The organism is Microbacterium paraoxydans, from assembly GCF_019056515.1.
Lineage (GTDB): Bacteria > Actinomycetota > Actinomycetes > Actinomycetales > Microbacteriaceae > Microbacterium.
On sequence record NZ_CP064873.1, the window covers coordinates 1,449,213 to 1,475,898 of the forward strand.

General features: G+C 70.4%; 28 protein-coding genes. 18 read left to right on the forward strand and 10 right to left on the reverse strand.

Translation table 11 applies throughout. The features are described 5' to 3' along the window. The first annotated feature begins 193 nt into the window (after positions 1-193). Positions 194-562 (forward strand): FKBP-type peptidyl-prolyl cis-trans isomerase, encoded by a 369-nt coding sequence (locus IZR02_RS06780; protein WP_025103196.1) that lies wholly within the window; start codon positions 194-196, stop codon positions 560-562. 177 nt (positions 563-739) lie between these two features. Beyond that, positions 740-1,294 (forward strand): YceI family protein, encoded by a 555-nt coding sequence (locus tag IZR02_RS06785; RefSeq protein WP_025103197.1) that lies wholly within the window; start codon positions 740-742, stop codon positions 1,292-1,294. A gap of 31 nt (positions 1,295-1,325) precedes the next feature. Here IZR02_RS06785 and IZR02_RS06790 read toward each other — a convergent pair whose 3' ends face one another. Continuing rightward, entirely contained in the window at positions 1,326-2,621 is a 1,296-nt protein-coding gene (locus tag IZR02_RS06790) for an MFS transporter (RefSeq protein WP_025103198.1), read from the reverse strand. Between the two features lie 185 nt (positions 2,622-2,806). Between IZR02_RS06790 and rpsO the strand changes: the two genes are divergently transcribed. After that, positions 2,807-3,076: a 30S ribosomal protein S15 gene (gene rpsO, locus IZR02_RS06795; protein ID WP_017203073.1), complete on the forward strand. Its 270-nt coding sequence runs from the start codon at positions 2,807-2,809 to the stop codon at positions 3,074-3,076. A gap of 99 nt (positions 3,077-3,175) precedes the next feature. On the opposite strand, the gene IZR02_RS06800 is transcribed toward rpsO, so the two are convergent. Then, complete coding sequence (locus IZR02_RS06800) at positions 3,176-4,180, reverse strand: isopenicillin N synthase family dioxygenase (RefSeq protein ID WP_025103199.1); 1,005 nt, start codon at positions 4,178-4,180, stop codon at positions 3,176-3,178. A gap of 150 nt (positions 4,181-4,330) precedes the next feature. Between IZR02_RS06800 and efeU the strand changes: the two genes are divergently transcribed. From efeU to efeB, 3 genes are all read left to right on the forward strand, one after another. After that, a complete protein-coding gene (efeU, locus tag IZR02_RS06805; RefSeq protein ID WP_025103200.1) occupies positions 4,331-5,269 on the forward strand; it encodes an iron uptake transporter permease EfeU in 939 nt (312 codons plus the stop codon). Continuing rightward, a complete protein-coding gene (gene efeO / locus IZR02_RS06810) occupies positions 5,266-6,498 on the forward strand; it encodes an iron uptake system protein EfeO (RefSeq protein ID WP_029989215.1) in 1,233 nt (410 codons plus the stop codon). Before efeU ends, efeO begins: the two co-directional genes overlap by 4 nt. 67 nt (positions 6,499-6,565) lie before the next feature. After that, on the forward strand, positions 6,566-7,828 hold the full coding sequence (efeB, locus tag IZR02_RS06815; RefSeq protein WP_115642552.1) for an iron uptake transporter deferrochelatase/peroxidase subunit: 1,263 nt from the start codon (positions 6,566-6,568) through the stop codon (positions 7,826-7,828). A gap of 6 nt (positions 7,829-7,834) precedes the next feature. On the opposite strand, the gene IZR02_RS06820 is transcribed toward efeB, so the two are convergent. Together IZR02_RS06820 and IZR02_RS06825 are read right to left on the reverse strand one after the other, a co-directional pair. Continuing rightward, entirely contained in the window at positions 7,835-8,719 is an 885-nt protein-coding gene (locus IZR02_RS06820; protein WP_025103203.1) for a serine hydrolase domain-containing protein, read from the reverse strand. Further along, positions 8,716-9,846 carry an acyltransferase family protein gene (locus tag IZR02_RS06825; protein WP_025103204.1) on the reverse strand — a complete coding sequence of 377 codons (1,131 nt, stop codon included), beginning with the start codon at positions 9,844-9,846 and terminating at the stop codon, positions 8,716-8,718. The genes IZR02_RS06820 and IZR02_RS06825 overlap by 4 nt, the downstream gene beginning before the upstream one ends. 111 nt (positions 9,847-9,957) lie before the next feature. Here IZR02_RS06825 and IZR02_RS06830 point away from each other — a divergent pair, with 111 nt between their 5' ends. Then, positions 9,958-11,184 carry an LLM class flavin-dependent oxidoreductase gene (locus IZR02_RS06830; protein ID WP_025103205.1) on the forward strand — a complete coding sequence of 409 codons (1,227 nt, stop codon included), beginning with the start codon at positions 9,958-9,960 and terminating at the stop codon, positions 11,182-11,184. A 1-nt stretch (position 11,185) separates the two neighbouring features. Next, positions 11,186-11,830, forward strand: coding sequence for an FMN reductase (locus IZR02_RS06835; RefSeq protein ID WP_025103206.1), 645 nt, complete (start codon positions 11,186-11,188; stop codon positions 11,828-11,830). Positions 11,831-11,939: 109 nt separating this feature from the next. Here IZR02_RS06835 and IZR02_RS06840 read toward each other — a convergent pair whose 3' ends face one another. Next, positions 11,940-12,119 (reverse strand): DUF5302 domain-containing protein, encoded by a 180-nt coding sequence (locus IZR02_RS06840; protein ID WP_025103207.1) that lies wholly within the window; start codon positions 12,117-12,119, stop codon positions 11,940-11,942. A 188-nt stretch (positions 12,120-12,307) separates the two neighbouring features. Between IZR02_RS06840 and IZR02_RS06845 the strand changes: the two genes are divergently transcribed. After that, on the forward strand, positions 12,308-14,248 hold the full coding sequence (locus IZR02_RS06845; protein WP_025103208.1) for a GDSL-type esterase/lipase family protein: 1,941 nt from the start codon (positions 12,308-12,310) through the stop codon (positions 14,246-14,248). 13 nt (positions 14,249-14,261) lie between these two features. Here IZR02_RS06845 and IZR02_RS06850 read toward each other — a convergent pair whose 3' ends face one another. Next, entirely contained in the window at positions 14,262-15,572 is a 1,311-nt protein-coding gene (locus IZR02_RS06850) for a UDP-glucose dehydrogenase family protein (RefSeq protein ID WP_025103209.1), read from the reverse strand. Between the two features lie 359 nt (positions 15,573-15,931). Here IZR02_RS06850 and IZR02_RS06855 point away from each other — a divergent pair, with 359 nt between their 5' ends. From IZR02_RS06855 to IZR02_RS06875, 5 genes are all read left to right on the forward strand, one after another. After that, the gene (locus IZR02_RS06855; RefSeq protein ID WP_025103210.1) at positions 15,932-18,205 is read left to right on the forward strand and encodes a polyribonucleotide nucleotidyltransferase; all 2,274 of its coding nucleotides are present in this window, start codon (positions 15,932-15,934) and stop codon (positions 18,203-18,205) included. Between the two features lie 214 nt (positions 18,206-18,419). Then, positions 18,420-19,448 (forward strand): aldo/keto reductase, encoded by a 1,029-nt coding sequence (locus IZR02_RS06860; protein ID WP_025103211.1) that lies wholly within the window; start codon positions 18,420-18,422, stop codon positions 19,446-19,448. A gap of 73 nt (positions 19,449-19,521) precedes the next feature. Further along, positions 19,522-20,124, forward strand: coding sequence for a histidine phosphatase family protein (locus IZR02_RS06865; RefSeq protein WP_025103212.1), 603 nt, complete (start codon positions 19,522-19,524; stop codon positions 20,122-20,124). Between the two features lie 55 nt (positions 20,125-20,179). Beyond that, on the forward strand, positions 20,180-20,920 hold the full coding sequence (dapB, locus tag IZR02_RS06870; protein ID WP_025103213.1) for a 4-hydroxy-tetrahydrodipicolinate reductase: 741 nt from the start codon (positions 20,180-20,182) through the stop codon (positions 20,918-20,920). Then, the gene (locus IZR02_RS06875; protein WP_029989217.1) at positions 20,920-21,354 is read left to right on the forward strand and encodes a hypothetical protein; all 435 of its coding nucleotides are present in this window, start codon (positions 20,920-20,922) and stop codon (positions 21,352-21,354) included. Before dapB ends, IZR02_RS06875 begins: the two co-directional genes overlap by 1 nt. A gap of 12 nt (positions 21,355-21,366) precedes the next feature. Here IZR02_RS06875 and IZR02_RS06880 read toward each other — a convergent pair whose 3' ends face one another. The 3 genes from IZR02_RS06880 to IZR02_RS06890 form a co-directional block, all read right to left on the reverse strand. Beyond that, positions 21,367-21,792 carry an OsmC family peroxiredoxin gene (locus tag IZR02_RS06880; RefSeq protein ID WP_025103215.1) on the reverse strand — a complete coding sequence of 142 codons (426 nt, stop codon included), beginning with the start codon at positions 21,790-21,792 and terminating at the stop codon, positions 21,367-21,369. A gap of 84 nt (positions 21,793-21,876) precedes the next feature. Then, positions 21,877-22,449, reverse strand: coding sequence for a DUF4395 family protein (locus IZR02_RS06885; protein ID WP_025103216.1), 573 nt, complete (start codon positions 22,447-22,449; stop codon positions 21,877-21,879). Between the two features lie 20 nt (positions 22,450-22,469). Continuing rightward, positions 22,470-22,883, reverse strand: coding sequence for a TlpA family protein disulfide reductase (locus IZR02_RS06890; protein ID WP_217316586.1), 414 nt, complete (start codon positions 22,881-22,883; stop codon positions 22,470-22,472). 113 nt (positions 22,884-22,996) lie between these two features. Between IZR02_RS06890 and IZR02_RS06895 the strand changes: the two genes are divergently transcribed. The 3 genes from IZR02_RS06895 to IZR02_RS06905 are packed head-to-tail and all read left to right on the forward strand — an operon-like array spanning position 22,997 to position 25,040. Continuing rightward, entirely contained in the window at positions 22,997-23,806 is an 810-nt protein-coding gene (locus IZR02_RS06895) for a thymidylate synthase (RefSeq protein ID WP_025103218.1), read from the forward strand. Next, on the forward strand, positions 23,803-24,279 hold the full coding sequence (locus tag IZR02_RS06900; RefSeq protein ID WP_025103219.1) for a dihydrofolate reductase: 477 nt from the start codon (positions 23,803-23,805) through the stop codon (positions 24,277-24,279). The genes IZR02_RS06895 and IZR02_RS06900 overlap by 4 nt, the downstream gene beginning before the upstream one ends. Further along, positions 24,279-25,040: an SDR family NAD(P)-dependent oxidoreductase gene (locus IZR02_RS06905; protein ID WP_025103220.1), complete on the forward strand. Its 762-nt coding sequence runs from the start codon at positions 24,279-24,281 to the stop codon at positions 25,038-25,040. The genes IZR02_RS06900 and IZR02_RS06905 overlap by 1 nt, the downstream gene beginning before the upstream one ends. 7 nt (positions 25,041-25,047) lie before the next feature. Here IZR02_RS06905 and IZR02_RS06910 read toward each other — a convergent pair whose 3' ends face one another. Further along, on the reverse strand, positions 25,048-25,587 hold the full coding sequence (locus IZR02_RS06910) for an NUDIX domain-containing protein (protein WP_025103221.1): 540 nt from the start codon (positions 25,585-25,587) through the stop codon (positions 25,048-25,050). Between the two features lie 78 nt (positions 25,588-25,665). Between IZR02_RS06910 and dapA the strand changes: the two genes are divergently transcribed. Beyond that, positions 25,666-26,643: a 4-hydroxy-tetrahydrodipicolinate synthase gene (gene dapA, locus IZR02_RS06915; protein ID WP_025103222.1), complete on the forward strand. Its 978-nt coding sequence runs from the start codon at positions 25,666-25,668 to the stop codon at positions 26,641-26,643. The last annotated feature ends 43 nt before the right edge of the window (positions 26,644-26,686 follow it).

The following is a 26,686-nucleotide window of genomic DNA, read 5'->3' on the forward strand; positions in this document are numbered from 1 at the left end:
CTCAGCGCCCGGTGCTGCGGCGATGCCTGCATGTCTCCCGGGCGCTGAGTTGATCTGCCACCAGGGTGCACCCGGCCCCGGGGATGTGTCAAGGGTCTCCGCGACGGGCGGCCACGGCGGCTCGACGAGGTGTTCGCTGTGAGCAGGTGCGGTCGCGTTGACCGCGCGCGCGACGGTCGGGTTGGATGGAGCCATGACTGATCGCACAAAGCCCGAGTTCGACGCCCCGACCGGCCCTGCCCCCGCAGAACTGGTCATCCGCGACATCATCGAGGGTGACGGTGCCGAGGCCAAGCCCGGCGACACCGTGACCGTCCACTACGCCGGCGTGGAGTTCGAGTCCGGCGAGGAGTTCGACTCGTCGTGGGGTCGCGGGGAGACCATCCAGTTCCCGCTCCGCGGCCTGATCCAGGGCTGGCAGGACGGCATCCCCGGCATGAAGGTCGGCGGCCGCCGCGAGCTGATCATCCCGCCGCACCTCGCGTACGGCCCGGCCGGGGGAGGGCACTTCCTCTCCGGCAAGACGCTGATCTTCATCATCGATCTCGTCGCCGTCGGCTGACATCCTCGTTCGGAAGCGCCCCGCACCCTGTGGTGCGGGGCGCTTTCGATGTCTCCGGACTTTCTGCTCGACACGGGAATACATGCGAGTGAATGTATGTTGTCGGAAGGGTGCCGCGGACGATCGCGGTGCCATCCCTTCGCCGCCGCCGCGGCCGACGTCTCCTGAGGAGCAATCATGAGCAGCATCGACATCCCCGGTTACCGCCCCGGCACCTGGGTCCTGGACCCGTCCCACAGCGAGGTGACCTTCAGCGTCCGCCACATGATGATCTCGAAGGTGCGCGGCACCTTCGGTGTGAAGAGCGCGACGCTCGTGGCTCCGGAGAACCCGCTCGACGCCAAGGTCGAGGCCTCGGTCGACGTGACCTCCGTCGACACGAAGGACGAGGGCCGTGACCAGCACCTCCGCTCCGCCGACTTCTTCGACACCGAGAACTTCCCGACCATGGACTTCGTCTCGACCGGCGCGCGCGTCGAGGGCGGCGACTTCCTCGTGGACGGCGACCTCACCATCCGCGGCATCACCAAGCCCGTCACGTTCGAGCTCGACTTCGGCGGCTTCGGCAGCGACCCGTGGGGCAACTACAAGGCCGGTGCCTCCGCCAAGACGGTCATCAACCGCGAGGACTTCGGCCTCACCTGGAACGCCGCGCTGGAGACCGGCGGCGTGCTCGTCGGCAAGGACGTCACGATCACGCTCGACCTCCAGGGTGCGCTGCAGCAGGACTGACGCGCGCAGACCTCTCCGAACCCCGGGCCTGTCAGGGCTCGGGGTTCTCTGCGTCGTAGGCGCGGAACCGCGGGTGCCGACGGGCGAGGAGGGCGACGAGCACGATCACGAGGATGCCGCCGAGCAGCGGGGGGAACCACAGCGACGTCAGCGTCGCGAGGGTCCCGGCGTAGAGGGCGCCGACGCGGGGGCCGCCGGTCACCACGACGACGAAGAGCCCCTGCAGGCGTCCGCGCATGGCGTCGGGCACTGCCGCCTGCATCATGGTGTTGCGATAGATCGAGCTGATGTTGTCCGAGGCGCCGGAGAGCGCGAGCGCCACGCAGGCGGCGACGATGAGGAGGACGTGCGGCCGGTCCTCGCCGGCGGGCGTCGCGGAGAAGGCGCCGATCAGGAGGACGACGCCGAACAGGGCGATCGCGGCGCCGTAGGCCTCGATGGCACGGGCGATCCCACGACCGTGCCACCGGTACTGCACCACGCGGCCGGAGAACAGGCTCGAGGAGAAGGTGCCGACGGCGACCGCCGCCGTGAGGATGCCGGTCGTGAACGCCCCGCCGCCGAGGATCACGGTGCCCAGCGCCGGGAAGAGCACGAGCGGCTGCCCGAAGGTCATCGCGATGATGTCCATGACGTACTGCATCCGGATGTTGCCCGCCCGGCGGAGGAAGCGCCAGCCGTCGACGAGTGAGGCGAGACCGGGGCGCACGGTGTCGCCTTCGGGGCGCAGGGCGGGGAGGGTCCACAGTCCGAGGAACATCGACAGCATGAGCACGACGTCGATCGTGTACGTCCAGCCGTACCCGGTGAGGGCCACGAGGAGTCCGGCCAGCGCGGGGCCGGCCATGACCGTGAGTCCGAAGGCGACGCCGTTGAGCGCGGACGCGGCGGCGAGCATGCGGCGGGGGATGAGCCGGGGGACGATCGCCGTCCGGGTGGCCATGCCGACCGAGTTCGCCGCCGAATTCACGATGCTCAGCGCGTACAGCCACCAGATCGTCTCCGTCCCCGTCCACGTGAGCGCGGCGAGGAGCGCGGTGGAGGCGAACGTCACGGTGGCCGCGATCAGCGCGACCCGCCGGCGGTCGAACGCGTCGGCGAGCATGCCGCCGTACAGACCGGCGAGGATCATCGGGAGGAGACCGGCGACGGCGATCATCGAGACGGCGAACGTGCTCTCGGTCAGTTCGAACACGTGCAGCATCACGGTCACGATGGTGAGCTGACCGCCGATGCCGGCGAGCGTCGAGCCGATCCACATCCGGGCGAAGGCCGGGCTCGCCTTCAGCGGGGTGAGGTCGATCAGATGGCCGCGTCGGGAGCTCACAGGGCGATCTTCTTCTGCACATCCCGAGCCTAGTTGACCGGTGCGCCCCGCTCCGGACCCCGTGTCCCGTCGTGGTCGTTCGGGCTGGTAGACTCGTCAGGTTGCCGTTCGATCGGCCGCGGATAAAGAGAGCTCACGCATCAGGCGTCGGGCGCCGCGCAACAAGCAGAGAGGGGATCGAATCTATGGCACTGGAAGCAGACGTCAAGAAGGCGATCATCGAAGAGTACGCGACGCACCCCGGTGACACCGGATCCCCCGAGGTGCAGGCCGCGATGCTGACGCAGCGCATCAAGGACCTCACCGAGCACCTGAAGGAGCACAAGCACGACCACCACTCGCGTCGTGGTCTGTTCCTGCTCGTGGGTCAGCGCCGTCGTCTGCTCGGCTACCTCCAGAGCGTCGACATCGAGCGGTACCGCTCGCTGATCGCACGCCTTGGTCTTCGCCGATAAGGCACCACGGACCCAGCGTTCAATTGCGCAGAACATTCTTGAGAAGGCCGCCCCACGGTGTGGGGCGGCCTTCGTCATGTCCGGACGGTGTGGATCCGCTCAGGCGGGCGCCTGCACCAGGTCGGGGTGGTGGATGGCCGCCACGTCGGGGTGCGCCCGCAGGCGGGACTTCATGGCGTTCTCGCCGTAGGTCGCGTGGATCGGATTGCTCGGGTCCTCGGTGACTCCGGTGGCCTCGGCGGCGAGGTCGGCGGGGAGCTCGAGCAACGGCAGTTGCTGGTCGAGGGCGGGGTTGAAGAAGAACGGGATCGAGATGCGCTCCTCGGGCGCCCGCGGCGAGATCACCCGGTGGTTCGTCGCCTTGAGGTAGCCGCCGGTGGCGTACTCGAGCAGCTCGCCGATGTTGACGACGAAGGCGCCGGGAACCGGGGGAGCCGACACCCACTCGCCGTCACGCTCGACCTGGAGCCCGCCCTTGCCGGGCTCGACCCAGAGCAGCGTCAGCACCCCGGAGTCCTTGTGCGCGCCGACGCCCTGCTGCGGTTCCGGCTCGTTCGTGCCCGGGTACCGCACGATCTTGATCAGGGTGGACGGATCGCGGAACGTCTCGTCGAAGTAGGTCTCCTCGGCCCCGAGAGTGAGGGCCCAGGCGCGCAGGAGCTTGCGGGCGATCTCCGTCAGGGCGTCGTGCCACTCGGTGACGACCTGCTTCAGCTCGGGCTGGGCGGCCGGCCAGAGGTTGGGGCCGATGAGGCGGTTGAAGGCGGGGCCGCCGTCCACCGGCTCGCGCTCGGGGCCGATGTCGATCTGCTCGCGCCAGTCGACCTTGCCCTGCGTCCGTTCCCCGCCGATCCGGGTGTAGCCGCGGAAGTGCGGGCTGTTGACGTTCTCGATCGCGAGCTTGTCCTCCTCCGGCAGGGCGAAGAAGTCGAGGGCCGCCTGGTGCAGCCGCGCCTCGAGTTCCGGTGAGATCCCGGTGCCGGTCAGGTAGAAGAAGCCGACGTCGTGAGTGGCCGCGCGGAGGTCGTCGCGGAAGCGCGCCGCGGCCTCGGGGCCGTCGTCGAGCTGGGACAGGTCGAGGATGGGGAGCGAGAGTTCAGCCATGGACCGAGGCTATGTCGGGGATGTGGCCGGAGGACGCTCTGTTGCACTCCATTACCTCCGGCGGTGGTGTCGGGGCGGCGCCGGTTGCGGTGCTAGAGTCTCGGTGGTAAGGGATGCCTTACCTCAGTCGTCAGTCAGAGAGTGTCTCCCGTGCTCGCCACCTTCCTCATCGGACTCCGCGAGGGTCTCGAAGCCGCGCTCGTCGTCGGCATCCTCGTCGCCTACCTCCGCCGTCTCGGTCGCCGGGACGCGCTGCCGAAGATGTGGGCCGGGGTCGGTCTCGCGATCGCCCTCGCTCTGGGCATCGGCGCGATCCTGACCTTCGGGGCCTACGAACTGACCTTCCAGGCGCAGGAGCTGATCGGCGGCGGGTTGTCCCTCGTCGCGGTGGCGATGGTGACGTGGATGATCTTCTGGATGCAGCGCGCCGGCCGCACCATGAAGGCGACTCTGGAGGGCGGCATCGATCGCGCGCTGACGGTGGGTGGTCTCTGGGCGCTCATCGCGATCGGCTTCGTCTCCGTCGCCCGCGAGGGGATCGAGACCACGCTGCTGCTGTGGTCGATGGTGCAGTCCTTCGGCGACGCCCCCTCGGCCCTCGTCGGCGCGCTCCTGGGACTCTCCGTGGCCGTCGTGCTCGGCTGGCTCATCTCCCGCGGGGCGCTGCGCCTGGACCTGCGCCGCTTCTTCGCCTGGACGGGCGGCTTCCTCGTGATCGTCGCGGCCGGCGTCCTCGCCTACGCGCTGATGGATCTGCAGGAGGCGGGCGCCCTTCCTGGCCCGTTCACCGCCGCCGCTCCGCTCGACCCGGTCACCGGCGCCGTCGCCGTGGGCGCGGCCGGCTTCCCGTTCGGCTGGGCGTTCGACGTGTCGGCGGCGATCGCTCCCGGCGGCGCGCTGGCCTCCGTCCTGCAGGCCACGGTCGGCTTCATGCCCGCCATGACCTGGCTGCAGGTGCTCGCCTGGGGTCTCTACATCCTCGTCGTGGGCGGGCTCTACCTCCGCGGCCTGCGCTCGGCACGCCCTTCGACGCGCGGCGCCTCCGCCGCCACCCCGACGTCTTCCCTCACACAGCAAGGAGCAGCATGATCACCTCGCACCGGGTCCTCGCCGCGGCAGCCGCCGCGGGTACCGCCGTCCTCCTCCTCAGCGGCTGCGTCGCGAAGAGCGATGCCCAGGCGACGGCGGCGTTCGACGTCTCATCCACCGCCACGGACTGCGCCGTCTCCGCGTCCACCGCGAAGAGCGGGACGCTGACGTTCGATGTGACGAACGACACCGATCAGGTCTCCGAGTTCTACCTGCTGGCCGAGGACGGACTGCGGATCGTCGGCGAGGTCGAGAACATCGCCCCGGCCGCGTCCCGCACCCTCACGGTGGTCGCCCAGCCGGGCGAGTACTTCACGCTCTGCAAGCCGGGCATGGTCGGCGACGGTGTCGGCCGGGCGTCGTTCACGGTGACCGGAGACCGCGTGGCGGTGGACGGCCCCGACGCCGAGCAGAAGCAGAAGGCCGTCGATCTCTACGGGGCGTTCGTGAAGGATCAGGTCGGGCAGCTCGTGCCGGCCGTGGAAGACCTCGTGACCGCCTACGAGTCCGGCGACGACGAGACCGCCCGTACGCTCTTCCCGCAGACGAGGGCGTTCTACGAGCGCATCGAGCCCGTCGCCGAGGCGCTCGGAGACCTCGACCCGCGGATCGACTACCGAGAGGTCGATGCGGTGGCGGAGGGCCTGGACTGGACCGGCTTCCACCGCATCGAGAAGGACCTCTGGGCGCCGGCGAAGGACGCACTGAACGCCGACGGAGAGACCCCGGCATGGCAGGACTGGGCGCCGTCCACGCCCGCGGAGCGCGCCGATTACGGCGACCTGCTCCTGGCCGACGTGCAGGAGCTGTACGACTACGTGCACTCGGACGACTTCACCACCGCGCTGGATGACCAGGGGATCGGCGGCATCTCGAACGGCGCGATCGCACTGCTCGACGAGGTGGCCACCGGCAAGATCTCCGGCGAGGAGGACTGGTGGTCCGGCACGGATCTCTTCGACTTCGCCGCGAACGTCGAGGGCTCCAAGATGGCCTTCTCGCTGGTGCAGGACTTCGCCGCGGCGCAGGGCGACGACGGCGAGGCCCTCGTCTCCGAGATCGAGACCGGATACACCGCCCTCGAGGAGTCCCTCGCCGCGCACGGCTCGCTCGCCGAGGGCTTCGTGGGGTACGGCGAGCTGACCGATGCCGACAAGCGCGAATTCACCGACCTCATCAACGCGCTCGCCGAGCCGCTCTCGCAGCTCACCGGCACGGTGCTCGACTGACGACGGCACACGGAGGAGCACGGACGTGAACGAGTCGGAATCCGTCGCCCGGGAGGCGCCGGCGGCCCTGCCGTCGGAGCCCTCCGGCGGCGGTCTCAGCCGCCGCGGGCTGCTCGGGCTGGCCGTCGGCGGTGGTGTCGCCGGCCTGGCCGTCGGGCTGGGGGCCGGGACGGCCGGAGGCATGGCGCTCGGGCGGGCGCGTGCCGCCGAGGACGCCGAGTCGCGGTACGAGTTCTTCGGCGCGCACCAGGCCGGCATCACGACGCCCGTGCAGGACCACCTGCACTTCGCGAGCTTCGACATGATGCCCCGCACCGATCGGGACGACCTCATCTCCCTGTTGCAGGACTGGTCGTACGCCGCGGCGCGGATGACGCAGGGGCTGGAGGTGAGTGCGAGCGGCGCGGTGAACGGTCCCGCCGAAGCGCCCCCGGATGACACGGGGGAGGCGCTGGGGCTCCCCGCCGCGGGCCTGACCCTCACGTTCGGGTTCGGTCCGGGGCTGTTCGAGAACGAGGACGGCGATCGCTACGGTCTCGCCGCTCGGCGTCCGTCCGGCCTCGCACGGCTCCCCGCCTTCCTCGGGGACGACCTCGATCCGGCGGCGTCGCACGGCGACCTGTGCATCCAGGCCTGTGCCGACGACCCCCAGGTCGCCGTGCACGCGATCCGCAACCTCAGCCGCATCGCGTTCGGGCGGGCCCGCCTGCGCTGGTCGCAGCTCGGATTCGGCAAGACCTCGCGCACGACGGCAAGTCAGGCCACGCCCCGGAACCTCTTCGGCTTCAAGGACGGCACGGCCAACATCCTCGCCGACGACACCGCGGCGCTCGCCGAGCACGTCTGGGTCGCCGGGGGTGACGAGCCGTCCTGGATGGCCGGCGGTTCGTATCTGGTCGCCCGGAAGATCGCCATGCTCATCGAGACCTGGGACCGGGTGCGCCTGGCCGAGCAGGACACGATCATCGGACGGGACAAGGGGGTCGGGGCACCGCTCTCCGGAGGCGACGAGTTCACGGCCCCCGACTTCCGCGGCACGGAGATCGATGCGAACAGTCACGTCCGGCTCGCGCATCCGGAGCAGAACGACGGCATCCGCATCCTGCGCCGCGGGTACAACTACGTCGACGGCAACAACGCCCTGGGACGACTCGACGCCGGGCTGTTCTTCCTGTCCTACCAGCGTGATCCCGCCCAGTTCATCAGCCTGCAGCGCCGCCTGTCGACCGACCGTCTCAACGAGTACATCCGTCACGTGGGCTCGGGCATCTGGGCCATCCCGCCGGGAGCGCGACCGGGTTCGTACGTGGGGGCGGAGCTGTTCGCCTGAGCAGACTCAGCCGGCAGCGACGTCTTCGAGGACGGCGACGGCGTCCGCGGCGAACGCATCCGCTCCGGCGTGATCGTGGGCGGTCACCGTCACCACCGCGTCGCCGAGGAAGAGCAGCAGCTGGCCGTGGGCCCCGTGCAGCCGCCACGCCCGCCCCGGGCCCTGCCAGCCCGCGAGCGCATAGCGGTCGTAGCCCGGATTGACGCCCGCGACGACGCCGTCCTCGTGCATGGCGTCGATCCACTCCGGGGCGACGAGTCGACGTCCCTGCCAGGAGCCGCGATCGCGGATGAGCAGCCCCAGGCGCGCGACCTCCTCGGTGCGGAGCGGCAGGCCGCCACCCGCCTCGATGCGTCCGTTCGGGCATCTCGACCAGAGCACGGCCTCGATGCCGAGCGGGGCGAAGAGGCGCGTCGAGAGGTAGTCGCCGACGTCGCCCACGCGGGTCGCGAGGGCGGTCATCGCGGTGTAGGTGCTCGCGTTGGAGTACTGGAACACACGCCCGCGCGACGGCCGTCGCAGGAACTCGCGGGCCAGATCCGGCCAGTCCGTCATCAGCGTCTCGGACCACGGCAGGTCGATGCCGCTCGACATCGACAGCAGATGACGCAGGGTGACGCGAGCGACGCCCTCGCCGAGTTCGTGCTCCGGCAGGAGGGTGGCGACGGGGTCGTCCAGGCGGATCAGTCCGTCGTCGGCGGCGAGGGCGGCGGCCAGCACGCAGACGCCCTTCGCGATCGAGTGCACGTCCTCACGGACGTCGGGCGTCCAGCGGTGATCCGCGGTGTCATCGCCGATGCGCACGTGGAGCCCGTGCGCGGCGAACCCCTGGGAGTCGGCGATGGCGACGAGCCGGTCCCGGACCTCGGACGCGGGGCGGGCGGCTGTCATCGCGGACGCCGGGAGCCGGTCGGGTCGTTGCGGCGACCTTCCCGCGACGCGAGCTCGGGATCGGCGAACAGCCACCGCGGCCGCGGCTCCACGAGCGGACGGAACACCCGCCGCACGGGCTTGGTCGCGAGCAGCAGTGCGAGGACCACCGAGAGCGCCGTGACCGCAGGGAGCCAGAACCAGGTCGGCTCGAGGTCGCGCAGCACGCCGCTCTCGCGGAACGGGTAGAGCACGAAGGAGTGCAGGAGGTATACGTACATCGTGTACTGACCGAACGTGGTCCACCAGTACGCGCCGCGGGGGATGAGGGCGAAGAAGGCGGCGCACAGCACGACCGCGAGCAGCATGAGCAGGATGCGGATGCCGCCGGCCCACCACTGGTCGCCGACGAGGTCGACGTAGGAGTCCTCGTAGAACAGCCAGTGCCGCAGGTCGACCGCCTGCCACAGCGGCAGCCAGTTCCACGCCGCCCATCCGGCCGTGCCGAGGACGACGAGCGCGAGGACGCGGCTCCACCACGGGCGGACGTCGAGGAGGCGGAGGCGGTCGACGACGTTCTTCTCCCGGAGCCACCAGCCCAGGGTGAAGAACGGCAGCAGGCCCAGGGTCCGGGAGAGTGAGAACGTGCTGTCGACGTTCGGCAGGTAGCCGGCGCCGATGGAGATCACGATCGTCCACAGCAGCGGCCAGCGCAGGAGCGCGAGGTACGGGAGGACGAGACGGAAGATCCCGAGCGCGAGCAGGAACCAGAGCGTCCAGCTGGGCTGCGTCGGGTTCGGGGTGGTCTCTCCCTCCACGAGCCACTTCGTGAGCGTCCAGAGCGCCTCGAAGATGACGTAGGGGAGGATGATGTCGGTGATGACGCGGGCCATCTGCGTCCGGGTGGGGGAGCCCGACTTGGAGAAGTAGCCCGAGATGATGGCGAACGCCGGCATGTGGAACGCGTAGAGCGCCAGATAGAAGGCGAAGGCGATGTCCGAGTCGTAGCTGAGGCGCTGGATGGCATGGCCCAGCACGACGAGGACGATGCAGGCGTAGCGGGCGTTGTCCCAGAAGGGCACGCGGCGGCGTCTGCGGGGAACCGGTCCGGTGCTGGGTCCTGTGGTGCCGACCCCGGTGGTGCTCATTCTCCGAGGCTACCGGTCGGGAATAAAGTTGCCGTGCACGCGTTGACCCAATTACATTCAAATGAATAGAACCGGATGTCCGGCATCCGATTCGGAGAACACGGAGCAATCATGAGCGAGCAGTCAGGCGCGCAGGCGATGCAGTTCGGCATCATGTCGGTCAGCGACATCACCCGCGACCCCACCACGGGAGTCACCCCCAGCGAGCAGGAGCGGATCAAGGCGACGCTGGCCATCGCCACGCATGCCGAGGAGGTGGGCCTCGACGTCTTCGCCATCGGCGAGCACCACAACCCGCCGTTCTGGTCGTCGAGCCCCACGACGTTCCTCGCCGCGCTCGCCGCCCAGACGGAACGCCTCATCGTCTCCACCTCGACGACGCTGATCACGACGAACGACCCGGTGCGCATCGCCGAGGAGTACGCGATGCTGCAGCACGTCTCGGACGGCCGCATGGACCTCATGCTGGGCCGCGGCAACACCGGCCCGGTGTACCCGTGGTTCGGGCAGGACATCCGTCAGGGCCTTCCGCTCGCGATCGAGAACTACGCGCTGCTGCACAAGCTGTGGCGCGAGGACGTCGTCGACTGGGAGGGCAAGTTCCGCACGCCGCTGCAGGGCTTCACCTCCACGCCCCGTCCGCTCGACGGCATCGCCCCGTTCGTGTGGCACGGTTCGATCCGCACCCCGGAGATCGCGGAGCAGGCCGCGTACTACGGCGACGGCTTCTTCGCGAACAACATCTTCTGGCCGAAGGAGCACTACCAGCGGCTCATCGAGCTGTACCGTCAGCGCTTCGAGCACTACGGCCACGGCACGCGCGAGCAGGCGATCGTCGGTCTCGGCGGCCAGGTGTTCATGGCCGCGAAGTCGCAGGACGCGGTGAACCAGTTCCGCCCGTACTTCGACAACGCGCCCGTCTACGGTCACGGCCCCAGCATGGAGGACTTCACCGAGATGACCCCGCTGACCGTGGGATCGCCGCAGCAGGTGATCGACCGGTACGCGGCGATGCGCGAGCACTACGGCGACTACCAGCGCCAGCTGTTCCTCATCGACCACGCGGGTCTGCCGCTGAAGACGGTCCTCGAGCAGCTCGACATCCTCGGCTCCGAGGTCGTGCCGGTGCTCCGCAAGGAGCTCGCGAAGGACCGCCCGTCCACGGTGCCCGACGCGCCGACCCACGCCGCGCGTGTGCAGGCGACGTACGGCGACGGGCCCACGCGGCAGGCGCGCCCCGGTGCGAACCGCGGAGACAACCTCACCGGGGACTCGCCCTACCAGGACACGCCGGCGCCCGCGGGTGCCGCCTTCGGACTCGGCCGGAAGGAGGCCTGACATGACCACGCGTCGCATCGCCGTCGTCTCGGCGGGGCTGTCCAACCCCTCGTCCACCCGGATGCTCGCCGACCGGCTGGCCGCGGAGACCGTGAAGGCGCTCGCGGAGCGCGACATCGAGGCCACCGTCGACGTGATCGAGCTGCGCGACCACGCGCACGACATCACGAACAACATGCTGACAGGCTTCGCGCCTCCCGCACTCGAGACGGCGATCAACACCGTCGTCTCGGCCGACGCCCTCATCGCGGTCACCCCGATCTTCTCGACGAGCTACTCAGGGTTGTTCAAGTCGTTCATCGACGTGCTCGACCCGGACGCGCTCACCGGCAAGCCGGTGCTGATCGGAGCGAACGCGGGAACGCCGCGGCACTCGCTCGCGATCGACTACGCGATCCGTCCGCTGTTCGCCTACCTGCATGCCGAGGCCGTCTCGACGGGCGTCTTCGCGGCGTCGAGCGACTGGGGCGGCGCGGGGGACGACGTCGCGCCGCTGGCGAAGCGGGTCGAGAAGGGAGCGAGGGAACTCGCCGAGGCGGTCGCGCGCCGGGATGCCGCCGCCGTCGTCGACCCGTACGACCCCGCCACCTACCTGGGCGAGGGACGCTCCTTCGGTCACATGCTCGGCGGTCTCGCCGGGGAGTGACCGGAACGGCCGCCCGACACGGACGTGCCCCGTGCCTTCCGGCGCGGGGCACGTCCGTGTCTGCGGAGGGGGATGCGGGAGCAGGAGAGCGGCTCCCGCATCCTCGCGGTCAACCGCTCTTGCGTCGGAACTCGCGCCGCGTCTGCGGGGCGTGGGCGGCGTGCACGGCGGAATCGCCGTCGAGGTGAGCCTCGCCCTGCCGGTGGTGCGCGTTCTTCTTCTCGAGCGCTTCCTTGAACTTGCGCTTCATGTCCTCGGAGGAGGAGCCGGCGCCTTCTTCGGTGCTCATGCTCCCGAGCCTAGAGCACGGCCGGACGAGCGGCGAGGGTCACCGCGTCGGTCGCGACCGACCCCGGGGCGGTGAACGGGAACCGGAGCGCGGATAGCCGGTGACCCGTGATCCAGCATCCGGTGAACATCCGGTGCCCGACGCCGATTCCCCTCGGCGGGGACGGGGAGCGCCGCCATCCTGAGGGTGTGAGAGTCGCGATCGTCACCGAGTCCTTCCTTCCGCACATGAACGGTGTGACCGGATCCGTGATGCAGATCCTCCGTCACCTGGAGCGCCGAGGGCATGACTCCTGTGTGCTCGCTCCGGCCGCGATCGGAATGCCGGTGGAGCTGCACGGCGCGCCTGTCACCGCGATTCCCAGCGTCCCGCTCCCGGGGTACCGGGACGTCCGGGTGGGCGCGGCGACCACTCGGAGGATCGGCGCGGAGCTCGACCGCTTCCGTCCCGACGTCGTCCACCTGGCGTCGCCGTTCGCGCTCGGGTGGCGGGGCCTGCTCGCCGCAGAACGCGGGGGTGTCGGAACGGTCGCGGCGTACCAGACCGACGTGGCCGCCTATACGGAGAGATATCGCGTCGCGGCGACGACCGGGATCGCCCATGCCCACATCGCCCGACTGCACAGGAGGGCCACACTCACGCTCGCGCCGTCCACCGAGTCGGCACAGCAGCTGAGCCGGCTCGGCATCGACCGCATCCGGCCCTGGGGGCGGGGTGTGGACGCCGAGCTCTTCCACCCCTCGCGGCGCAGCGACGCGCTTCGGGCCGAGTGGGGAGCCGAGACCGTCATCGGCTACGTCGGACGCCTCGCCCCCGAGAAGCAGGTGGAGGATCTCGCCGCGCTGCACGGCATCCCCGGCACGCGTCTCGTCATCGTCGGAGACGGCCCCCGGAGGGAGCGGCTGCAGGAGCAGCTTCCCGACGCCCTCTTCCTCGGGCGGCTCGACGGGGAGGCGCTCGCGGCGGCGCTGGCCTCCTTCGACGTCTTCGTGCATCCGGGGGAGAGCGAGACCTTCGGGCAGACACTCCAGGAGGCCCATGCGAGCGGTGTCCCCGTGGTCGCCACAGGCAGAGGAGGCCCGCTCGACCTCGTCCGGCCCGGCGTCGACGGGTGGCTCTACCGACCAGGAGACCTCGCAGAGCTCCGCCGTCGCGTGACCGATCTCGCCGGAGACGAGCGCCGGCGTCGGGCGTTCGGGGAGGCGGGCTGGAGCGCGGTGCAGGGCCGGAGCTGGGCGCACCTCGGAGATCAGCTCCTGGATCACTTCGAGGAGGCGCGGACGCTGCATGCCGTGGACCGTCGTCTGCGCGCTCGCCGCCTCGTCCGGCCGGAGCCGGCCCCGCCCGCCCCCGCGCGCCGCTGGCGGCGGATCGTCGCCCTCGGCGACTCGGTGACCGAGGGGCTCTGCGACCCCGGACCCGATGGGGCGCTCCGCGGGTGGGCGGACCGGCTCGCGCTGCTCCTCGCCGCGCGGGGAGGCCTCCACTACGCGAACCTCGCGATCCGGTCGAAGCGGGTGTCCGACGTGTGCGGACCGCAGCTGGAGCGGGCGCGCGAACTCCGCCCCGACCTGGTCACCGTCCTGGTGGGTGCCAACGATCTCGTGAGGCACCGCGTCGACGTGCCCGCGCTCGCCGCGAGCCTGGAGACCGCGGTGCGGCGGCTTCGCGCGACCGGTGCCGACGTGATCCTGGTCACGCCGTTCCTGCCCGCCCGCCGAGCGGCGGCGCTGTACGCGCGGCGCTTCTCCGCCTTCGCCACGGCGCTCGCCGGGGTCGCTGCGCGGACCGGTGCGATCCTCATCGACACGGATCTGCTCCCGGCGCTGGGGGAGCGACAGCACTGGGGCGAGGACCTCGTGCATCTCGGCAGTCGGGGGCACCGCGTGCTCGCCTATCGCGTCGCGGAGGTGCTCGGGGTACCGCACGCCGATGCGCTGGGAGCGCTGGATGCGGCGTTGCACGAGAACGAGCCGATCGGACGAGCGGCCTGGTGGCGGCAGTACGCGCTCCCGTGGGTGTGGCGACGACTGCACGGCCGCGCCGCGGGAGACGGGCGTCGGGCGAAGCACGACGACTACGTTTACCTCGGGCGCTCCACCGTGCCGCAGGACGCCAGCGTGGTCTGACGGGCGCGAGGCCTCAGCGTCGCCCCATCCCGTGGTAGGTCCAGCCGGCAGCCCGCCAGGCGTCGGCGTCCAGACAGTTCCGCCCGTCGATCACGATGCGGCCCCGCACGAGGCCGCCGGCGTGCTGGGGATGGAGCTCCCGGCGGTACTCGTCCCACTCCGTGACGACGACGACCGCATCCGCGTCCCGCAGGGCCTCGTCCCTGGACGAGGCGTACCCGAGCTGCGGATGCCGTGCGCGGGCGTTCTCGATCGCCGCGGGGTCGGTCACCACGACATCGGCGCCCAGTCCGCGCAGCCGCACGGCCACCTCCAGGGCGGGGGAGTCGCGGACGTCGTCGCTGAAGGGCTTGAAGGCCGCGCCGAGGACGGCGATCCTCCTCCCGAAGACGAGGCCGCCGAGCGCATCCACCACAAGGCGCACCGCCCGATCCCGTCGGCGGAGGTTGATGGCGTCCACCTCGTGGAGGAACCCGACGGCCTCCCCGCGTCCGAGCTCCTCGGCGCGCGCCGCGAACGCGCGGATGTCCTTGGGCAGGCAGCCGCCCCCGAACCCGATCCCCGAGCCGAGGTAGCGGCGGCCGATGCGCGAGTCGTGTCCGAGTGCTTCGGCGAGGAGGGTGACGTCCGCTCCGGCCGCCTCGGCGATCTCGGCCATGGCGTTGATGAACGAGATCTTCGTCGCGAGGAACGCGTTGGCGGCGCCCTTCACGAGCTCAGCGGTGGCGAGGTCGGTGACGAGGAAGGGCGCGCCCGCGTCGATCGCCGCGGCGTACACGCGGCGGAGCAGGTCGACGGCGGCGGCGCCCTGCCGGGTGTCCTCGGCGCCGACCACCAGACGGTCGGGGCGGAGGGTGTCGTGGACGGCCCAGCCCTCCCGGAGGAACTCGGGGTTCCAGGCGAGCGTCGCGCCGGTCTCCGCGATCCGACGGGCGAGACGGGCCGCGGTGCCCACGGGGACCGTCGACTTCCCGGCGACCACCGCCCCTGGTCCCAGGTGGGGGAGCAGCCCGTCGATCGCCGCGTCGACGAAGCGGAGGTCGGCTGCGGGCCCGGAGGCGGACTGCGGGGTGCCGACCGCGAGGAAGTGCACCTCCGCCCCGGCAGCAGCCGCCGGATCCGCGGCGAAGCGCAACCGCCCTGACCGCACTCCCTCCGCGAGGAGCTCGGCGAGGCCGGGCTCGAAGAAGGGCGCGGCACCCGCGGTGAGGTCGGCGACCTTGCCCTCGTCCACGTCGATCCCCACGACATCGTGCCCGAGCGAGGCCATCGCCGCGGCGTGCACCGCTCCCAGATACCCGCATCCGATCACCGACATCCGCATGCGCTCAGCACAGCCGAGCCTTCTCTCGCTCCGGCGCACGCGCGGTGAACACCGGGTGACGGTCGGGTGTCGGGACCGGGTCGCGCGCGGAGCCCTCGGGTCTTCGGGCACACGCTGGTAGTGTGGTCGAGGGTGACCTCGGTCATCCGATAACTTCACATCGACTCATGGAGCGATCGGCGGAGAAGCTGGTCCCCTGTGGTGGGTTCCTCGGCGCAGGTCGGGTGGCTTTCTACTGGTGGCCAGCGCAGGCGAGATTCGCGGGAATGCCCGCGCGCCCGAACCCTTCCGTTCCGCTCCTTTGAACACGCTCGCGCGTCACACGGATTCGCGAGTCTAAACAAAGAAGGAGAGACCTCTTGGAAGGTCCTGAAATCACCGCCACCGAGGCCGTTCTCGACAACGGCCGCTTCGGCACCCGCACCATCCGCTTCGAGACCGGCCGCCTCGCGCAGCAGGCTCAGGGCGCCGTCGCCGCCTACCTGGACGGCGAGACCATGCTCCTGTCGGCCACGAGCGCGGGCAAGCACCCGCGTGAGGGCTTCGACTTCTTCCCGCTGACGGTCGACGTCGAGGAGCGCTCCTACGCCGCCGGCAAGATCCCCGGCTCGTTCTTCCGTCGTGAGGGTCGTCCCTCGACCGAGGCGATCCTGGTCTGCCGTCTGATCGACCGTCCGCTGCGCCCGTCGTTCGTCGACGGCCTGCGCAACGAGGTCCAGATCGTCATCACGGTCCTCTCGATCGCGCCGGGCGAGTTCTACGACGCCCTCGCGATCAACGCCGCGTCCGCGTCCACCCAGATCTCGGGTCTGCCGTTCTCGGGCCCCGTCGCCGGTGTGCGCCTCGCGTTCATCCCCGGTCACGGTCAGCACGAGGACCAGTGGGTCGCGTTCCCGACCGCCGAGCAGGTCTCCGAGGCCGTGTTCGACCTCATCGTCGCCGGCCGCGTGGTCACCAAGGCCGACGGCTCCGAGGACGTCGCGATCATGATGGTCGAGGCCGAGGCGACCGAGGGCAGCTGGAACCTGATCAAGGCCGGCGCCAGCAAGCCCGACGAGACCATCGTGGCCCAGGGCCTCGAGGCCTCGAAGCCGTTCATCGCCCAGCTCGTCAAGGCCCAGGCCGAGCTCGCCGCCACCGCGTCGAAGGAGCCGGGCGTGTACCCGGTCTTCCCCGCGTACAGCGACGAGGTCTACGACTTCGTGTCCGAGCGCGCGTTCGCCGAGCTGAGCGACGTCTACCAGATCGCCGACAAGACCGAGCGCCAGAACGCCGACGACGCGATCAAGGACCGCGTCAAGGCCGAGCTCATCGAGGCCACCGAGGCGGGCTCGCTCCCGGCTGCGGCCCCGCTGGAGTTCTCCGCGGCGTACAAGTCCGTCACGAAGAAGATCGTGCGTGGTCGCATCCTCACCGAGGGCACCCGCATCGACGGCCGCGGGCTGGCGGACATCCGTCCGCTCGACGCCGAGGTGCAGGTCATCCCGCGCGTGCACGGCTCCGCGATCTTCCAGCGCGGCGAGACCCAGATCATGGGTGTCACCACGCTGAACATGCTCAAGATGGAGCAGCAGATCGACTCGCTGTCGCCCACGACCAGCAAGCGCTACATGCACCACTACAACTTCCCGCCCTACTCGACCGGTGAGACCGGCCGCGTGGGTTCGCCGAAGCGTCGCGAGATCGGGCACGGCTTCCTCGCCGAGCGCGCTCTGGTGCCGGTTCTGCCGAGCCGCGAGGAGTTCCCGTACGCGATCCGTCAGGTGTCCGAGGCGCTGAGCTCCAACGGCTCCACCTCGATGGGCTCCGTCTGCGCGTCGACCCTCTCGCTCCTCAACGCGGGTGTGCCGCTGCGCGCCCCCGTCGCCGGCATCGCGATGGGCCTCGTCTCCGACGAGGTCAACGGGGAGACCCGGTACGCGGCGCTGACCGACATCCTGGGTGCGGAGGACGCGCTCGGTGACATGGACTTCAAGGTCGCCGGCACGAGCGAGTTCGTCACCGCCATCCAGCTCGACACGAAGCTCGACGGCATCCCGTCGTCGGTGCTCGCGGGCGCGCTGACCCAGGCCAAGGACGCTCGTCTGACGATCCTCAACGTCCTGAACGCCGCGATCGACGCTCCCGACGAGATGGCACCCACCGCGCCACGCGTCATCAGCGTCCAGATCCCGGTCGACAAGATCGGCGAGCTGATCGGCCCGAAGGGCAAGACGATCAACGCGATCCAGGACGAGACCGGTGCGCAGATCTCCATCGAGGAGGACGGCACCGTCTACATCGGCGCGACCGACGGCCCCTCGGCCGAGGCCGCCCGTGCCCAGGTCAACGCGATCGCCAACCCGACCAACCCGGAGGTCGGCGAGCAGTTCCTCGGCACCGTCGTGAAGATCGCCACCTTCGGCGCCTTCATCTCGCTGCTGCCGGGCAAGGACGGTCTGCTGCACGTCACCGAGGTGCGCAAGCTCGCCGGTGGCAAGCGTGTGGAGAACGTCGAGGACGTGCTCTCCGTCGGCCAGAAGATCCTCGTGAAGATCACGAAGATCGACGACCGCGGCAAGCTGTCGCTCGAGCCCGTGCTCGACGATGCGCCCGCTGCGGACGAGGCTCCGGCCGAGGACGCCGCCGAGTAAGACAACGGATGACACGGAACCCGGGTCTCTCCGTCGGAGGGGCCCGGGTTCCGTCGTCTGTGCCGTGATCGAAACGTTATGGGAAGTTTGCGCGCCGTTCCCCGGATTGGTCGGGACGTTCGCGCACGTCGCATACCCTCGAAGTACGCACCGGGGGGTGCCAGCGAAGCAGTGATGTCGATCGGCTCCGGCCGATCACGGCGGGGGTGAGAGTATGCGGTTGTTCAGCGTAGGCGCAGGAACACCTGCTGAACGCGCCCCGCAGGAGCACGAGGACCACCCGTCCGCCCCCATCCCGATCGTCGGGCCCGGCGTGGGGGAGTCCATCCGCGCCGCCCTCGGCGAGACCGGGTACGAGACGTTCCCGCTGATGCTCGGCGCCGCGGAGTTCGGATGGAACGTCGATCTCGAGACGAGCCACGGCATCCTCGACCGCTACGTGGAGTTCGGCGGCAACGCCATCCATACCGCGGACGGGTTCTCCGGCGGGCGGAGCGAGCATATCCTCGGGCAGTGGCTGCGGTCGCGGGACCAGCGCGAGCGGGTGGTCCTGAGCGTGCGCATCGGAGCGCACGCCGACAACCCCGGCCTGGGATCGGTCAACCTCGTCCGTGCCGTCGAGGGGTCGCTGACCCGGCTCGGCGTCGAGCGCATCGACGTGCTGTACCTGGACGCCACGCTGGATGCGACGACCAACCTCGAAGACACCCTGGCCACGGTCGAGTGGCTCGTCGAGGCGGGGAAGATCGGGGCGCTCGGCGCGTACGGCTTCACGCCGGAGAGGCTCGTCGAGGCGCGGATCCTCGCGTCGGCGGGATATCCGCGCATCACGGTCATCGACACGCCGTACAACCTCGTCCGTCGGCAGCCGTTCGAGGGCGACCTGCGGCTCGTCGCCGGCGCGCAGAACCTCGCCGTGACGCCGTCCCACGCGCTGGAGCACGGATTCCTGTCCGGCCGTCACCGGACGAAGGCGGTCGCGTCGCGCGGCGTCCGCGGCGAGCAGCTCCGGGGTCACCTCAACCGCCGAGGGACCAAGGTGCTGCGTGCGCTGGATCAGGTCGCGGCGGAGCTCGCCGTGCCTGTCGCGGCCGTGTCCATCGCGTGGCTGCTCGCGCAGCGCACGGTCGCCGCGCCGATCGTGAACACGTTCGCGACCGACCACGTCGACGAGCTCATGCAGGGCGCGGGCGTGACGCTGTCCCGGGTACAGGTCGCCGACCTCACCCGCGCGGGCGCCTGAGCTCGCGGCGCCCGTGACATAGGGTGGAAGAGGAAGACCGGCGGATGCTGGCGACGAGGCGAGCGAGCGAGTTGTGACGCACTACATATATCTGGTCAGACACGGTGAACATCAGGATGCCGAGCACGGCCTCGCCGACGGACCCCTCTCCCCGCGCGGTCAGCGGCAGGCGGAGCTCATCGCGGATCGCCTGTCCGGCCTCCCGCTCGACGCCGTCTGGCATTCGCCGCTCCTCCGCGCCGCGGAGACGGCGCGAGCGATCGCCGGCCGACTCCCCTCCGTGGATCCGGAGCCCTCCGCTCTGCTCTTCGACTGCGTGCCGACGGGGATGACGGAGGAGACGCCGGCCGTGTTCGAGCCCTTCTTCGGCTCCGTGACCGAGGCGGAGATCGAGGCGGGCCGCGCGCAGATGTCCGATGCCGTCAACGAGTTCCTCGTGCGGAAGACCGGCGACGTGCACGAGGTGCTCATCACCCACAACTTCGTGATCTCGTGGTTCGTGCGCGAGGTGCTCGCCGCACCGGACTGGCGCTGGATGACCCTGAACCAGTCGCACTGCGGGTTGACGGTGATCGCGCAGAAGCAGGGACGGCCATGGACCCTGCTCACGCACAACGACACCGGCCATCTTCCGATGGAGCTGCGGACGGGCATCCCGGACGCGCTGCTGGTCTGATCGACGCCTCCGCGCGCCGCGACCCCCGGCCGACGCCCGGAAATAGACTGGACGCATGACCACGAAGGTAGCCCTCGTCGGCGGGACCGGAAAGCTCGGGACGATCATCGCTGCGGTGATCGAGGAGCTCGAGGGCTTCGAGGTGAGCCGGGTGCTGACGTCGGCGAGCGACCTGTCGGAGCTCGCGGGCGCCGACCTCGTGATCGATGCCTCAACCCCGCAGGTCAGCATCGACGTGGTGCGCACGGCCGTAGAGCACGGGCTCAACATCCTCGTGGCCACCTCCGGCTGGTCGGCGGAGCGGATCGCCCTCGTCCGGCCGCTCGTCGAAGCCGCCGACACGGGAGCGGTGTTCATCCCGAACTTCTCCCTCGGCTCCGTTCTCGGCTCGGCCCTCGCGGCGGCCGCCGCGCCCTACTTCGGCTCGGTCGAGATCGTCGAGGCACACCGGGAGACGAAGGTGGACTCGCCCAGCGGGACAGCCGTCCGCACGGCGGAGCTCATCGCCGCCGCGCGCGCGACGCAGGGTCCGGTGAGTGCGCCGCATGCCGATCAGCGCGCCCGAGGTCAGCAGGTCGGCAGCGTGCCCATCCACTCGCTCCGCCGCCCCGGGGTGATCGCCAAGCAGGAGGTGATCCTGTCCGGTCCGGGGGAGTCGCTGACCTTCACGCATGACACCACCGACCCGGGCCTGGCGTATGCGCCGGGGATCCGCCTGGCCGTGCCCTATGCGGCCACCGCCACCGGCGTCGTGGTGGGCCTGGAGAACATGCTCGACATCGGCATCCGCTCGTGATGTCGCGGATCGGGGTCGGGCTGATGGCCGCGGCCCTCCTGCTCTACCTCGTGGTGGCGGGCTGGCTCGCCGTCATGTTCCTCGCCGTGGGCACGCCTGTCTCCATCGGGATGGGCATCACGCTCCTCGTGCTCGCACCCGTGGGCGGGTGGGCGCTGGTGCGCGAGATGCTCTTCGGGTTCGGTGCCGACCGTCTGGGACGCCTGCTCGACGCCGAGGGCGGTATGCCGCCCGTAGAGACCGAGCTCACGCCCAGCGGACGCATCGCCCGCAAGGATGCCGACGCGCTCGTCGCGCGCTACACGGCGGAGGCGGACGCGGCGCCCACCGACTGGCGGGCGCGCTACCGTCTCGGCGTTGTGCAGGACGCGGCGGGACGCCGTAAGGACGCCAGGGCGAGCATCCGACAGGCGATCAGCCTCTCCCGCGCCTGACGTCCACGCGGCTCAGGCGAGAGTCGCCTCGAGCGTGATCTCGATGCCCGCGAGAGCCTGGGACACCGGGCAACCGGTCTTCGCCCCCTCGGCGATCTCCTGGAACTTCTCCGCGGTCAGACCTGGCACCGTCGCGTTGACGTTGAGGTGGCTGCCGGTGATGCCGACGCCCGGCTTGAAGGTGACCGAGGCGCTGGTGTCGACGCGCTCCGGGGGCGTGCCGTTCTCGGCGAGTGCGTGCGAGAGCGCCATGCTGAAGCAGGAGGCATGGGCCGCGGCGATGAGCTCCTCCGGCGTCGTGGTCGTGTCGCTGCCCTCGCTGCGCGACTTCCAGTCGATCGGGAACGTCCCCAGATGCGAGGAGGAGAAGGCGACCGTGCCGGAACCCTCCGTGAGCGATCCGGTCCAGGTGGCGGCGGCTTCACTGGTGACGGGCATGGTTCCTCCGGTTCTGACGCCACCGGGGGAGCGACGTCGCTTGCTCGTCAGCCTACCGAGCGACCGGGCCTTCGGGAACCGGCGTCAGGCGGCGCGGCGCGGTCGGCCGGTGAGCCCGACGCGCTGCAGCAGGAGGTAGAGCTGGCACCCGAGGCACAGTCCGAACACGGCGTTGAGGAAGGCGGCGAGGAACGCGGCGGCGGTGGCGATCGGAAGGGCCCACGGCACCCCGGCGAGGTGGAGCAGGAGGCCGAGTCCCACGACGACGAGACCCACGCCCTGGGCGAACCGCGGGGGACGGGGATCCTCCAGCTCGGCGGGCGGCGCGAGGCGCGGACGGACGAGGCGGCGGTAGAGGACGCCCCACGGTGCGGTGGCGGGAGAGACGACGCCCCAGAGGAACAGGAGCGCGATCAGTGTGGCGAGGAGGAAGCCCGGGTCGAGGACACGCGCGACCGGCCCCGCGGCGGAGACCGCCCACCCGCCTCCTCCGATGAACGCGAACTCCGACGACGCCGTGAGCGCGAACCAGCCATCGGTGGTCCGCGCGGTGGAGATCCCGATGAGGGCCAGGAACGTCGCGACGGCGAGCAGGAGTGCGGTGATCCCGGCGGCGAAGCGGGGCCCGCGCGGATCGATTCCGGGGGGAGGCGTCATCATCTGCTCCAGACGGGGTCTCAGACGGCGGCGAGGGCGTGGGTCAGGCTCTCGCGAGCGGGTATGCCCGCGCACCGGGCCCTGACGCGCCCGGTGGCGTCGAGCACGAAGGTGGTCGGAGTCTGCAGCACACGGTAGCGCGCCGAGAGATCCGGGCGGTGCGTGAGATCGACCTCGATGTGCGCGAGGCCGGCGTCCTCGGACGCAAAGGAGCCGAGAAGACGACGCACCTGGGGGCAGCGGGCGCAGGTCTCCGTGCTGAACTGCACGAGCGTCGCCGCGGCCCCCAGCGCCGCGCCCTCCGCATCAGCGGGATCGAACCGCAGGTCGCCGCCGTCGCGGCGGCGACCCTCTCTCCCGCGGAGCACGAGCCCGACCACGGTGGCGAGCACCAGAAGCGCGGCCAGGGCGGCGAGAGCGAGCGCGGGGGACATCCTTCGAGGCTAGAGCCGTGACCGCAGAAGCGTCGCGATGTTTCGGTCCGTGACGTGCGGATCGCGTCACGGCCACCGCCTCCGCCGGGAGCGGGGCGGGTATCCTGACAACCATGAGCGCCGCTGTCCCGACTCCGTACGAAGACCTGCTCCGCGACGTGCTCGAGACGGGCACGCACAAGAGCGATCGCACCGGGACCGGGACCACGAGCGTGTTCGGGCGGCAGATCCGCTTCGATCTCGCGGAGGGCTTCCCCCTCATCACCACGAAGCGCGTGCACTTCAAGTCCATCGCGTACGAGCTGCTGTGGTTCCTGCGCGGCGACTCCAACGTCCGCTGGCTGCAGGAGAACGGGGTCTCTATCTGGGACGAGTGGGCGGATGCAGACGGCGATCTCGGCCCGGTGTACGGCGTCCAGTGGCGGTCCTGGCCGACTCCCGACGGCGGCAGCATCGATCAGCTGACCGAGGTCATCGAGCAGATCCGGCGCACACCCGACTCGCGGCGCCTGCTCGTCTCCGCCTGGAATCCCGCTGACATCCCGGACATGGCCCTCGCACCGTGCCACGCACTGTTCCAGTTCTACGTCGCCGACGGAAAGCTCTCCTGCCAGCTCTACCAGCGCAGCGCCGACATGTTCCTCGGCGTCCCCTTCAACATCGCCTCCTACGCGCTGCTGACGATGATGATCGCGCAGCAGGTGGGGCTGGAGCCCGGCGACTTCGTGTGGACCGGCGGGGACTGCCACGTCTACGACAACCACGTCGAGCAGGTGCGCGAGCAGCTCACGCGAGAGGCCTTCCCGTACCCGACGCTGCGCTTCGCGCGGAAGCCGGAGTCGATCCTCGACTACCGGTTCGAGGACTTCGTCCTCGAGGACTACCAGCACCACGCACCGATCAGGGCGGCGGTGGCGGTATGACCTGGGTGGGGCTCATCTGGGCCGAGGCCGCCGGAGGCGTGATCGGCGCCGAGGGCGGCATGCCCTGGTACGTGGCGGAGGATCTGGCGCACTTCAAGGAGACCACGCAGGGCGCTCCGGTCGTCATGGGACGCAAGACCTGGGACTCGCTGCCCGAGCGATTCCGCCCCCTGCCCGGTCGCGACAACATCGTCGTGACTCGCCAGCAGGACTGGACGGCGGAGGGCGCCCGCCGTGCGTCCACGGTGTCCGAGGCCGTACGCGGCCAGGAGAAGGTGTGGATCATCGGCGGTGCGGAGATCTTCCGTCAGGTGATCGCCGACGCCGACCGGCTCGAGGTCACCGAGCTCGACCTCACGGTCGACGGCGACACGTTCGCTCCGCCCAAGACCGGGTGGCGAGTGGTGGACGAGGGGGACTGGCAGACGTCCCGCACCGGCGTCCGGTATCGCTTCCTGAGGTACGAGCGCTGATGCCCACCGCACTGATCACCGGAGCCAGCGCGGGGCTGGGCGCGGAGTTCGCCCGTCAGCTGGCACGTCGACGCGCCGACCTCGTGCTCGTGGCCCGTTCGGAGGAGTCGCTCTCGGCTCTCGCGGGGGAGTTGCGCGGCGAGTGGGGAGTGGCTGTCGAGGTGCTCCCGGCCGATCTGTCCGAGGAGGTCGGCGTCGAGCTCGTCGCGGCTCGGCTCCGTGATCGGGACGATCCGATCGACCTGCTCGTGAACAACGCCGGTTTCGGATTGCCGCTGCAGTTCGCCGACAACGACATCGAGGACGAGGTGCGGCATCTGCGTGTGCACGTCGAGGCCTCCATGCGCCTGATGCACGCGGCCCTGCAGACCATGCGGGGGCGGGGCGGTCGGATCATCAACGTCGCCTCGGTGGCCGGTTTCATCTCACGGTCGACGTACTCCGCCTGCAAGGCCTGGCTCATCGACTTCAGCCGGTGGGCGAACACCGCCTACGGCCCGGACGGCGTGAGCGTCACGGCACTCTGTCCCGGTTTCACGCACACGTCCTTCCACGAGCGGATGGGTCTCGCGGTCGGCGAGGAGGGCGTGCCGACCTTCCTGTGGCTCGATGCCCGAGACGTCGTGCGCGAGGGGCTCCGCGACGCGGCGCGGGGCAAGGCCGTGTCGATCCCCTCCGTGCGTTACAAGGCCGTCGTGGCCGCGACGAAGGTGCTGCCTCGGTCCCTCATCGCGGCGGTCGCCCGTCGGGGTCGGGTCTGACCCGCCGTCAGCGGAACCTCCCGAGACGGATCCCGGCGAGGGCGATGGCGGCGATCGTCTCGCCGTCCGTGATGCGGCCGTCGGCGATCATCCGCAGGACCTCGCTGAACGCCACCCACTCCACGGTGTCGATGCCCTCTTCCGCGCGGCTGTCGACCGCATCGTCGACGCGCTCGATCTCCCGGGCCAGGAAGACGTGCTCCGTGGCCTCCGCGACGCCGTCGAGCGCGTGCGTCGTACCCAGATGCTCCCACCGGAGCGCCCGGTACCCGGACTCCTCGAGGAGCTCGCGTTCCGCGGCGGCACGCGGGTCCTCGCCGTCAGTGCCGCCGGCGGGCACCTCGACGGACGGGCCGATCGTGTAGCGATCGACGGTGACCAGGCAGACCCGGTCGTCGGCGTCCATCGCGACGATGAACACCGCCGGGTTCCGCACCGTCATGACGCCGTAGACGCCCCGGCCACCCGGTCCGGTGACGTCGTCCTCGCGGACGCGGATCCAGGCGTTCTCGTAGGTCGTGCGTGAGGCGTGCGTGATCCAACCCATGGTGCGAGCCTACGGCCGACAGGGGAGGAGGACCGGACACGTCCGCGACAGCGGCATCCGACCCGATACGCTGGACGCATGACGCACTCGGGCAACCCCTTCGGACAGGTTCTCGTCGCGCTCGTCACTCCGATGACGGCCGACGGCGAAGTCGACTGGCCCGCCGTCGAGAAGCACATCGATGACGTGATCACCGCAGGCGCGGACGGCATCGTCGTGACGGGAACGACCGGCGAGACCTCGACCCTGACGGACCCGGAGAAGCTCAAGCTCGTCGAGGTCGGCAAGTCCGTCTCGGCGGGACGCGCGAAGATCATCACGGGTGGCGGATCGAACGAGACCGCGCACGCCATCGAGCTGTACAAGGCCAGCGAGAAGGCCGGTGCCGACGGCATCATGATCGTTACGCCGTACTACAACAAGCCGACGCAGGCGGGCATCCTCACGCACTTCCGGCTCGTCGCCGATGCGACCGACCTGCCGGTCATCCTGTACGACATCCCCGGGCGGACCGGTGTCCCGATCAAGTACGAGACGATCCTCCGGCTCGCCAAGCACCCGAACATCCTCGCGGTGAAGGACGCCAAGGGCGACTTCTCCGAGGTGAGCCGTGTGCTCAACCAGACCGACCTCATGTACTTCTCCGGTGACGACGCGAACGTGCTGCCGCACCTGTCGATCGGGGCGACCGGCCTCATCGGCGTGACGGCGAACGTCGCCGCCGCTCCGTACCGGACCATCATCGATGCGGTGAACCGGGGCGACCTCGCCACCGCGACCGCCGAGCACAAGCGGCTGGAACCGCTGGTCCGGGCCGTCATGACGCACGTCCCCGGCACGGTCGCCGCGAAGTACATCCTGCACGGGCTGGGCCGCATCTCCAGTCCGCGTGTCCGCCTTCCCCTCGTCGGCCCGGAGGAGTGGGAGGCCGCCCTCATCGAGGACGAGCTCGATCTCGTCAGCGGCGTGCCGGGGGCGGACTTCTCGAACTTCCGGCCCGACCGCAACGCGGCCGCGGGCGGCGCCCTGCCGAAGGTGCACGGCACGACGCGCTGAGCCGCGTCACCCTGAACGAACGGACGCGTGGAGTGTCCGACTG

Excerpts from the sequence above, each read along its gene's own strand:
- IZR02_RS06840 (WP_025103207.1), bottom strand. The coding sequence starts at position 12,119 with ATGAGCACCGAAGAAGGCGCCGGCTCCTCCTCCGAGGACATGAAGCGC.
- IZR02_RS06820 (WP_025103203.1), bottom strand. The coding sequence starts at position 8,719 with ATGACAGCCGCCCGCCCCGCGTCCGAGGTCCGGGACCGGCTCGTCGCC.
- IZR02_RS06825 (WP_025103204.1), bottom strand. The coding sequence starts at position 9,846 with ATGAGCACCACCGGGGTCGGCACCACAGGACCCAGCACCGGACCGGTT.
- IZR02_RS06880 (WP_025103215.1), bottom strand. The coding sequence starts at position 21,792 with ATGCCCGTCACCAGTGAAGCCGCCGCCACCTGGACCGGATCGCTCACG.
- IZR02_RS06860 (WP_025103211.1), top strand. The coding sequence starts at position 18,420 with ATGCGGTTGTTCAGCGTAGGCGCAGGAACACCTGCTGAACGCGCCCCG.
- IZR02_RS06895 (WP_025103218.1), top strand. The coding sequence starts at position 22,997 with ATGAGCGCCGCTGTCCCGACTCCGTACGAAGACCTGCTCCGCGACGTG.
- efeO (WP_029989215.1), top strand. The coding sequence starts at position 5,266 with ATGATCACCTCGCACCGGGTCCTCGCCGCGGCAGCCGCCGCGGGTACC.
- IZR02_RS06830 (WP_025103205.1), top strand. The coding sequence starts at position 9,958 with ATGAGCGAGCAGTCAGGCGCGCAGGCGATGCAGTTCGGCATCATGTCG.
- IZR02_RS06800 (WP_025103199.1), bottom strand. The coding sequence starts at position 4,180 with ATGGCTGAACTCTCGCTCCCCATCCTCGACCTGTCCCAGCTCGACGAC.
- IZR02_RS06900 (WP_025103219.1), top strand. The coding sequence starts at position 23,803 with ATGACCTGGGTGGGGCTCATCTGGGCCGAGGCCGCCGGAGGCGTGATC.
- IZR02_RS06780 (WP_025103196.1), top strand. The coding sequence starts at position 194 with ATGACTGATCGCACAAAGCCCGAGTTCGACGCCCCGACCGGCCCTGCC.
- IZR02_RS06850 (WP_025103209.1), bottom strand. The coding sequence starts at position 15,572 with ATGCGGATGTCGGTGATCGGATGCGGGTATCTGGGAGCGGTGCACGCC.
- IZR02_RS06875 (WP_029989217.1), top strand. The coding sequence starts at position 20,920 with ATGTCGCGGATCGGGGTCGGGCTGATGGCCGCGGCCCTCCTGCTCTAC.
- IZR02_RS06910 (WP_025103221.1), bottom strand. The coding sequence starts at position 25,587 with ATGGGTTGGATCACGCACGCCTCACGCACGACCTACGAGAACGCCTGG.
- rpsO (WP_017203073.1), top strand. The coding sequence starts at position 2,807 with ATGGCACTGGAAGCAGACGTCAAGAAGGCGATCATCGAAGAGTACGCG.
- IZR02_RS06835 (WP_025103206.1), top strand. The coding sequence starts at position 11,186 with ATGACCACGCGTCGCATCGCCGTCGTCTCGGCGGGGCTGTCCAACCCC.
- IZR02_RS06785 (WP_025103197.1), top strand. The coding sequence starts at position 740 with ATGAGCAGCATCGACATCCCCGGTTACCGCCCCGGCACCTGGGTCCTG.
- IZR02_RS06905 (WP_025103220.1), top strand. The coding sequence starts at position 24,279 with ATGCCCACCGCACTGATCACCGGAGCCAGCGCGGGGCTGGGCGCGGAG.
- dapB (WP_025103213.1), top strand. The coding sequence starts at position 20,180 with ATGACCACGAAGGTAGCCCTCGTCGGCGGGACCGGAAAGCTCGGGACG.
- IZR02_RS06885 (WP_025103216.1), bottom strand. The coding sequence starts at position 22,449 with ATGACGCCTCCCCCCGGAATCGATCCGCGCGGGCCCCGCTTCGCCGCC.
- IZR02_RS06890 (WP_217316586.1), bottom strand. The coding sequence starts at position 22,883 with ATGTCCCCCGCGCTCGCTCTCGCCGCCCTGGCCGCGCTTCTGGTGCTC.
- dapA (WP_025103222.1), top strand. The coding sequence starts at position 25,666 with ATGACGCACTCGGGCAACCCCTTCGGACAGGTTCTCGTCGCGCTCGTC.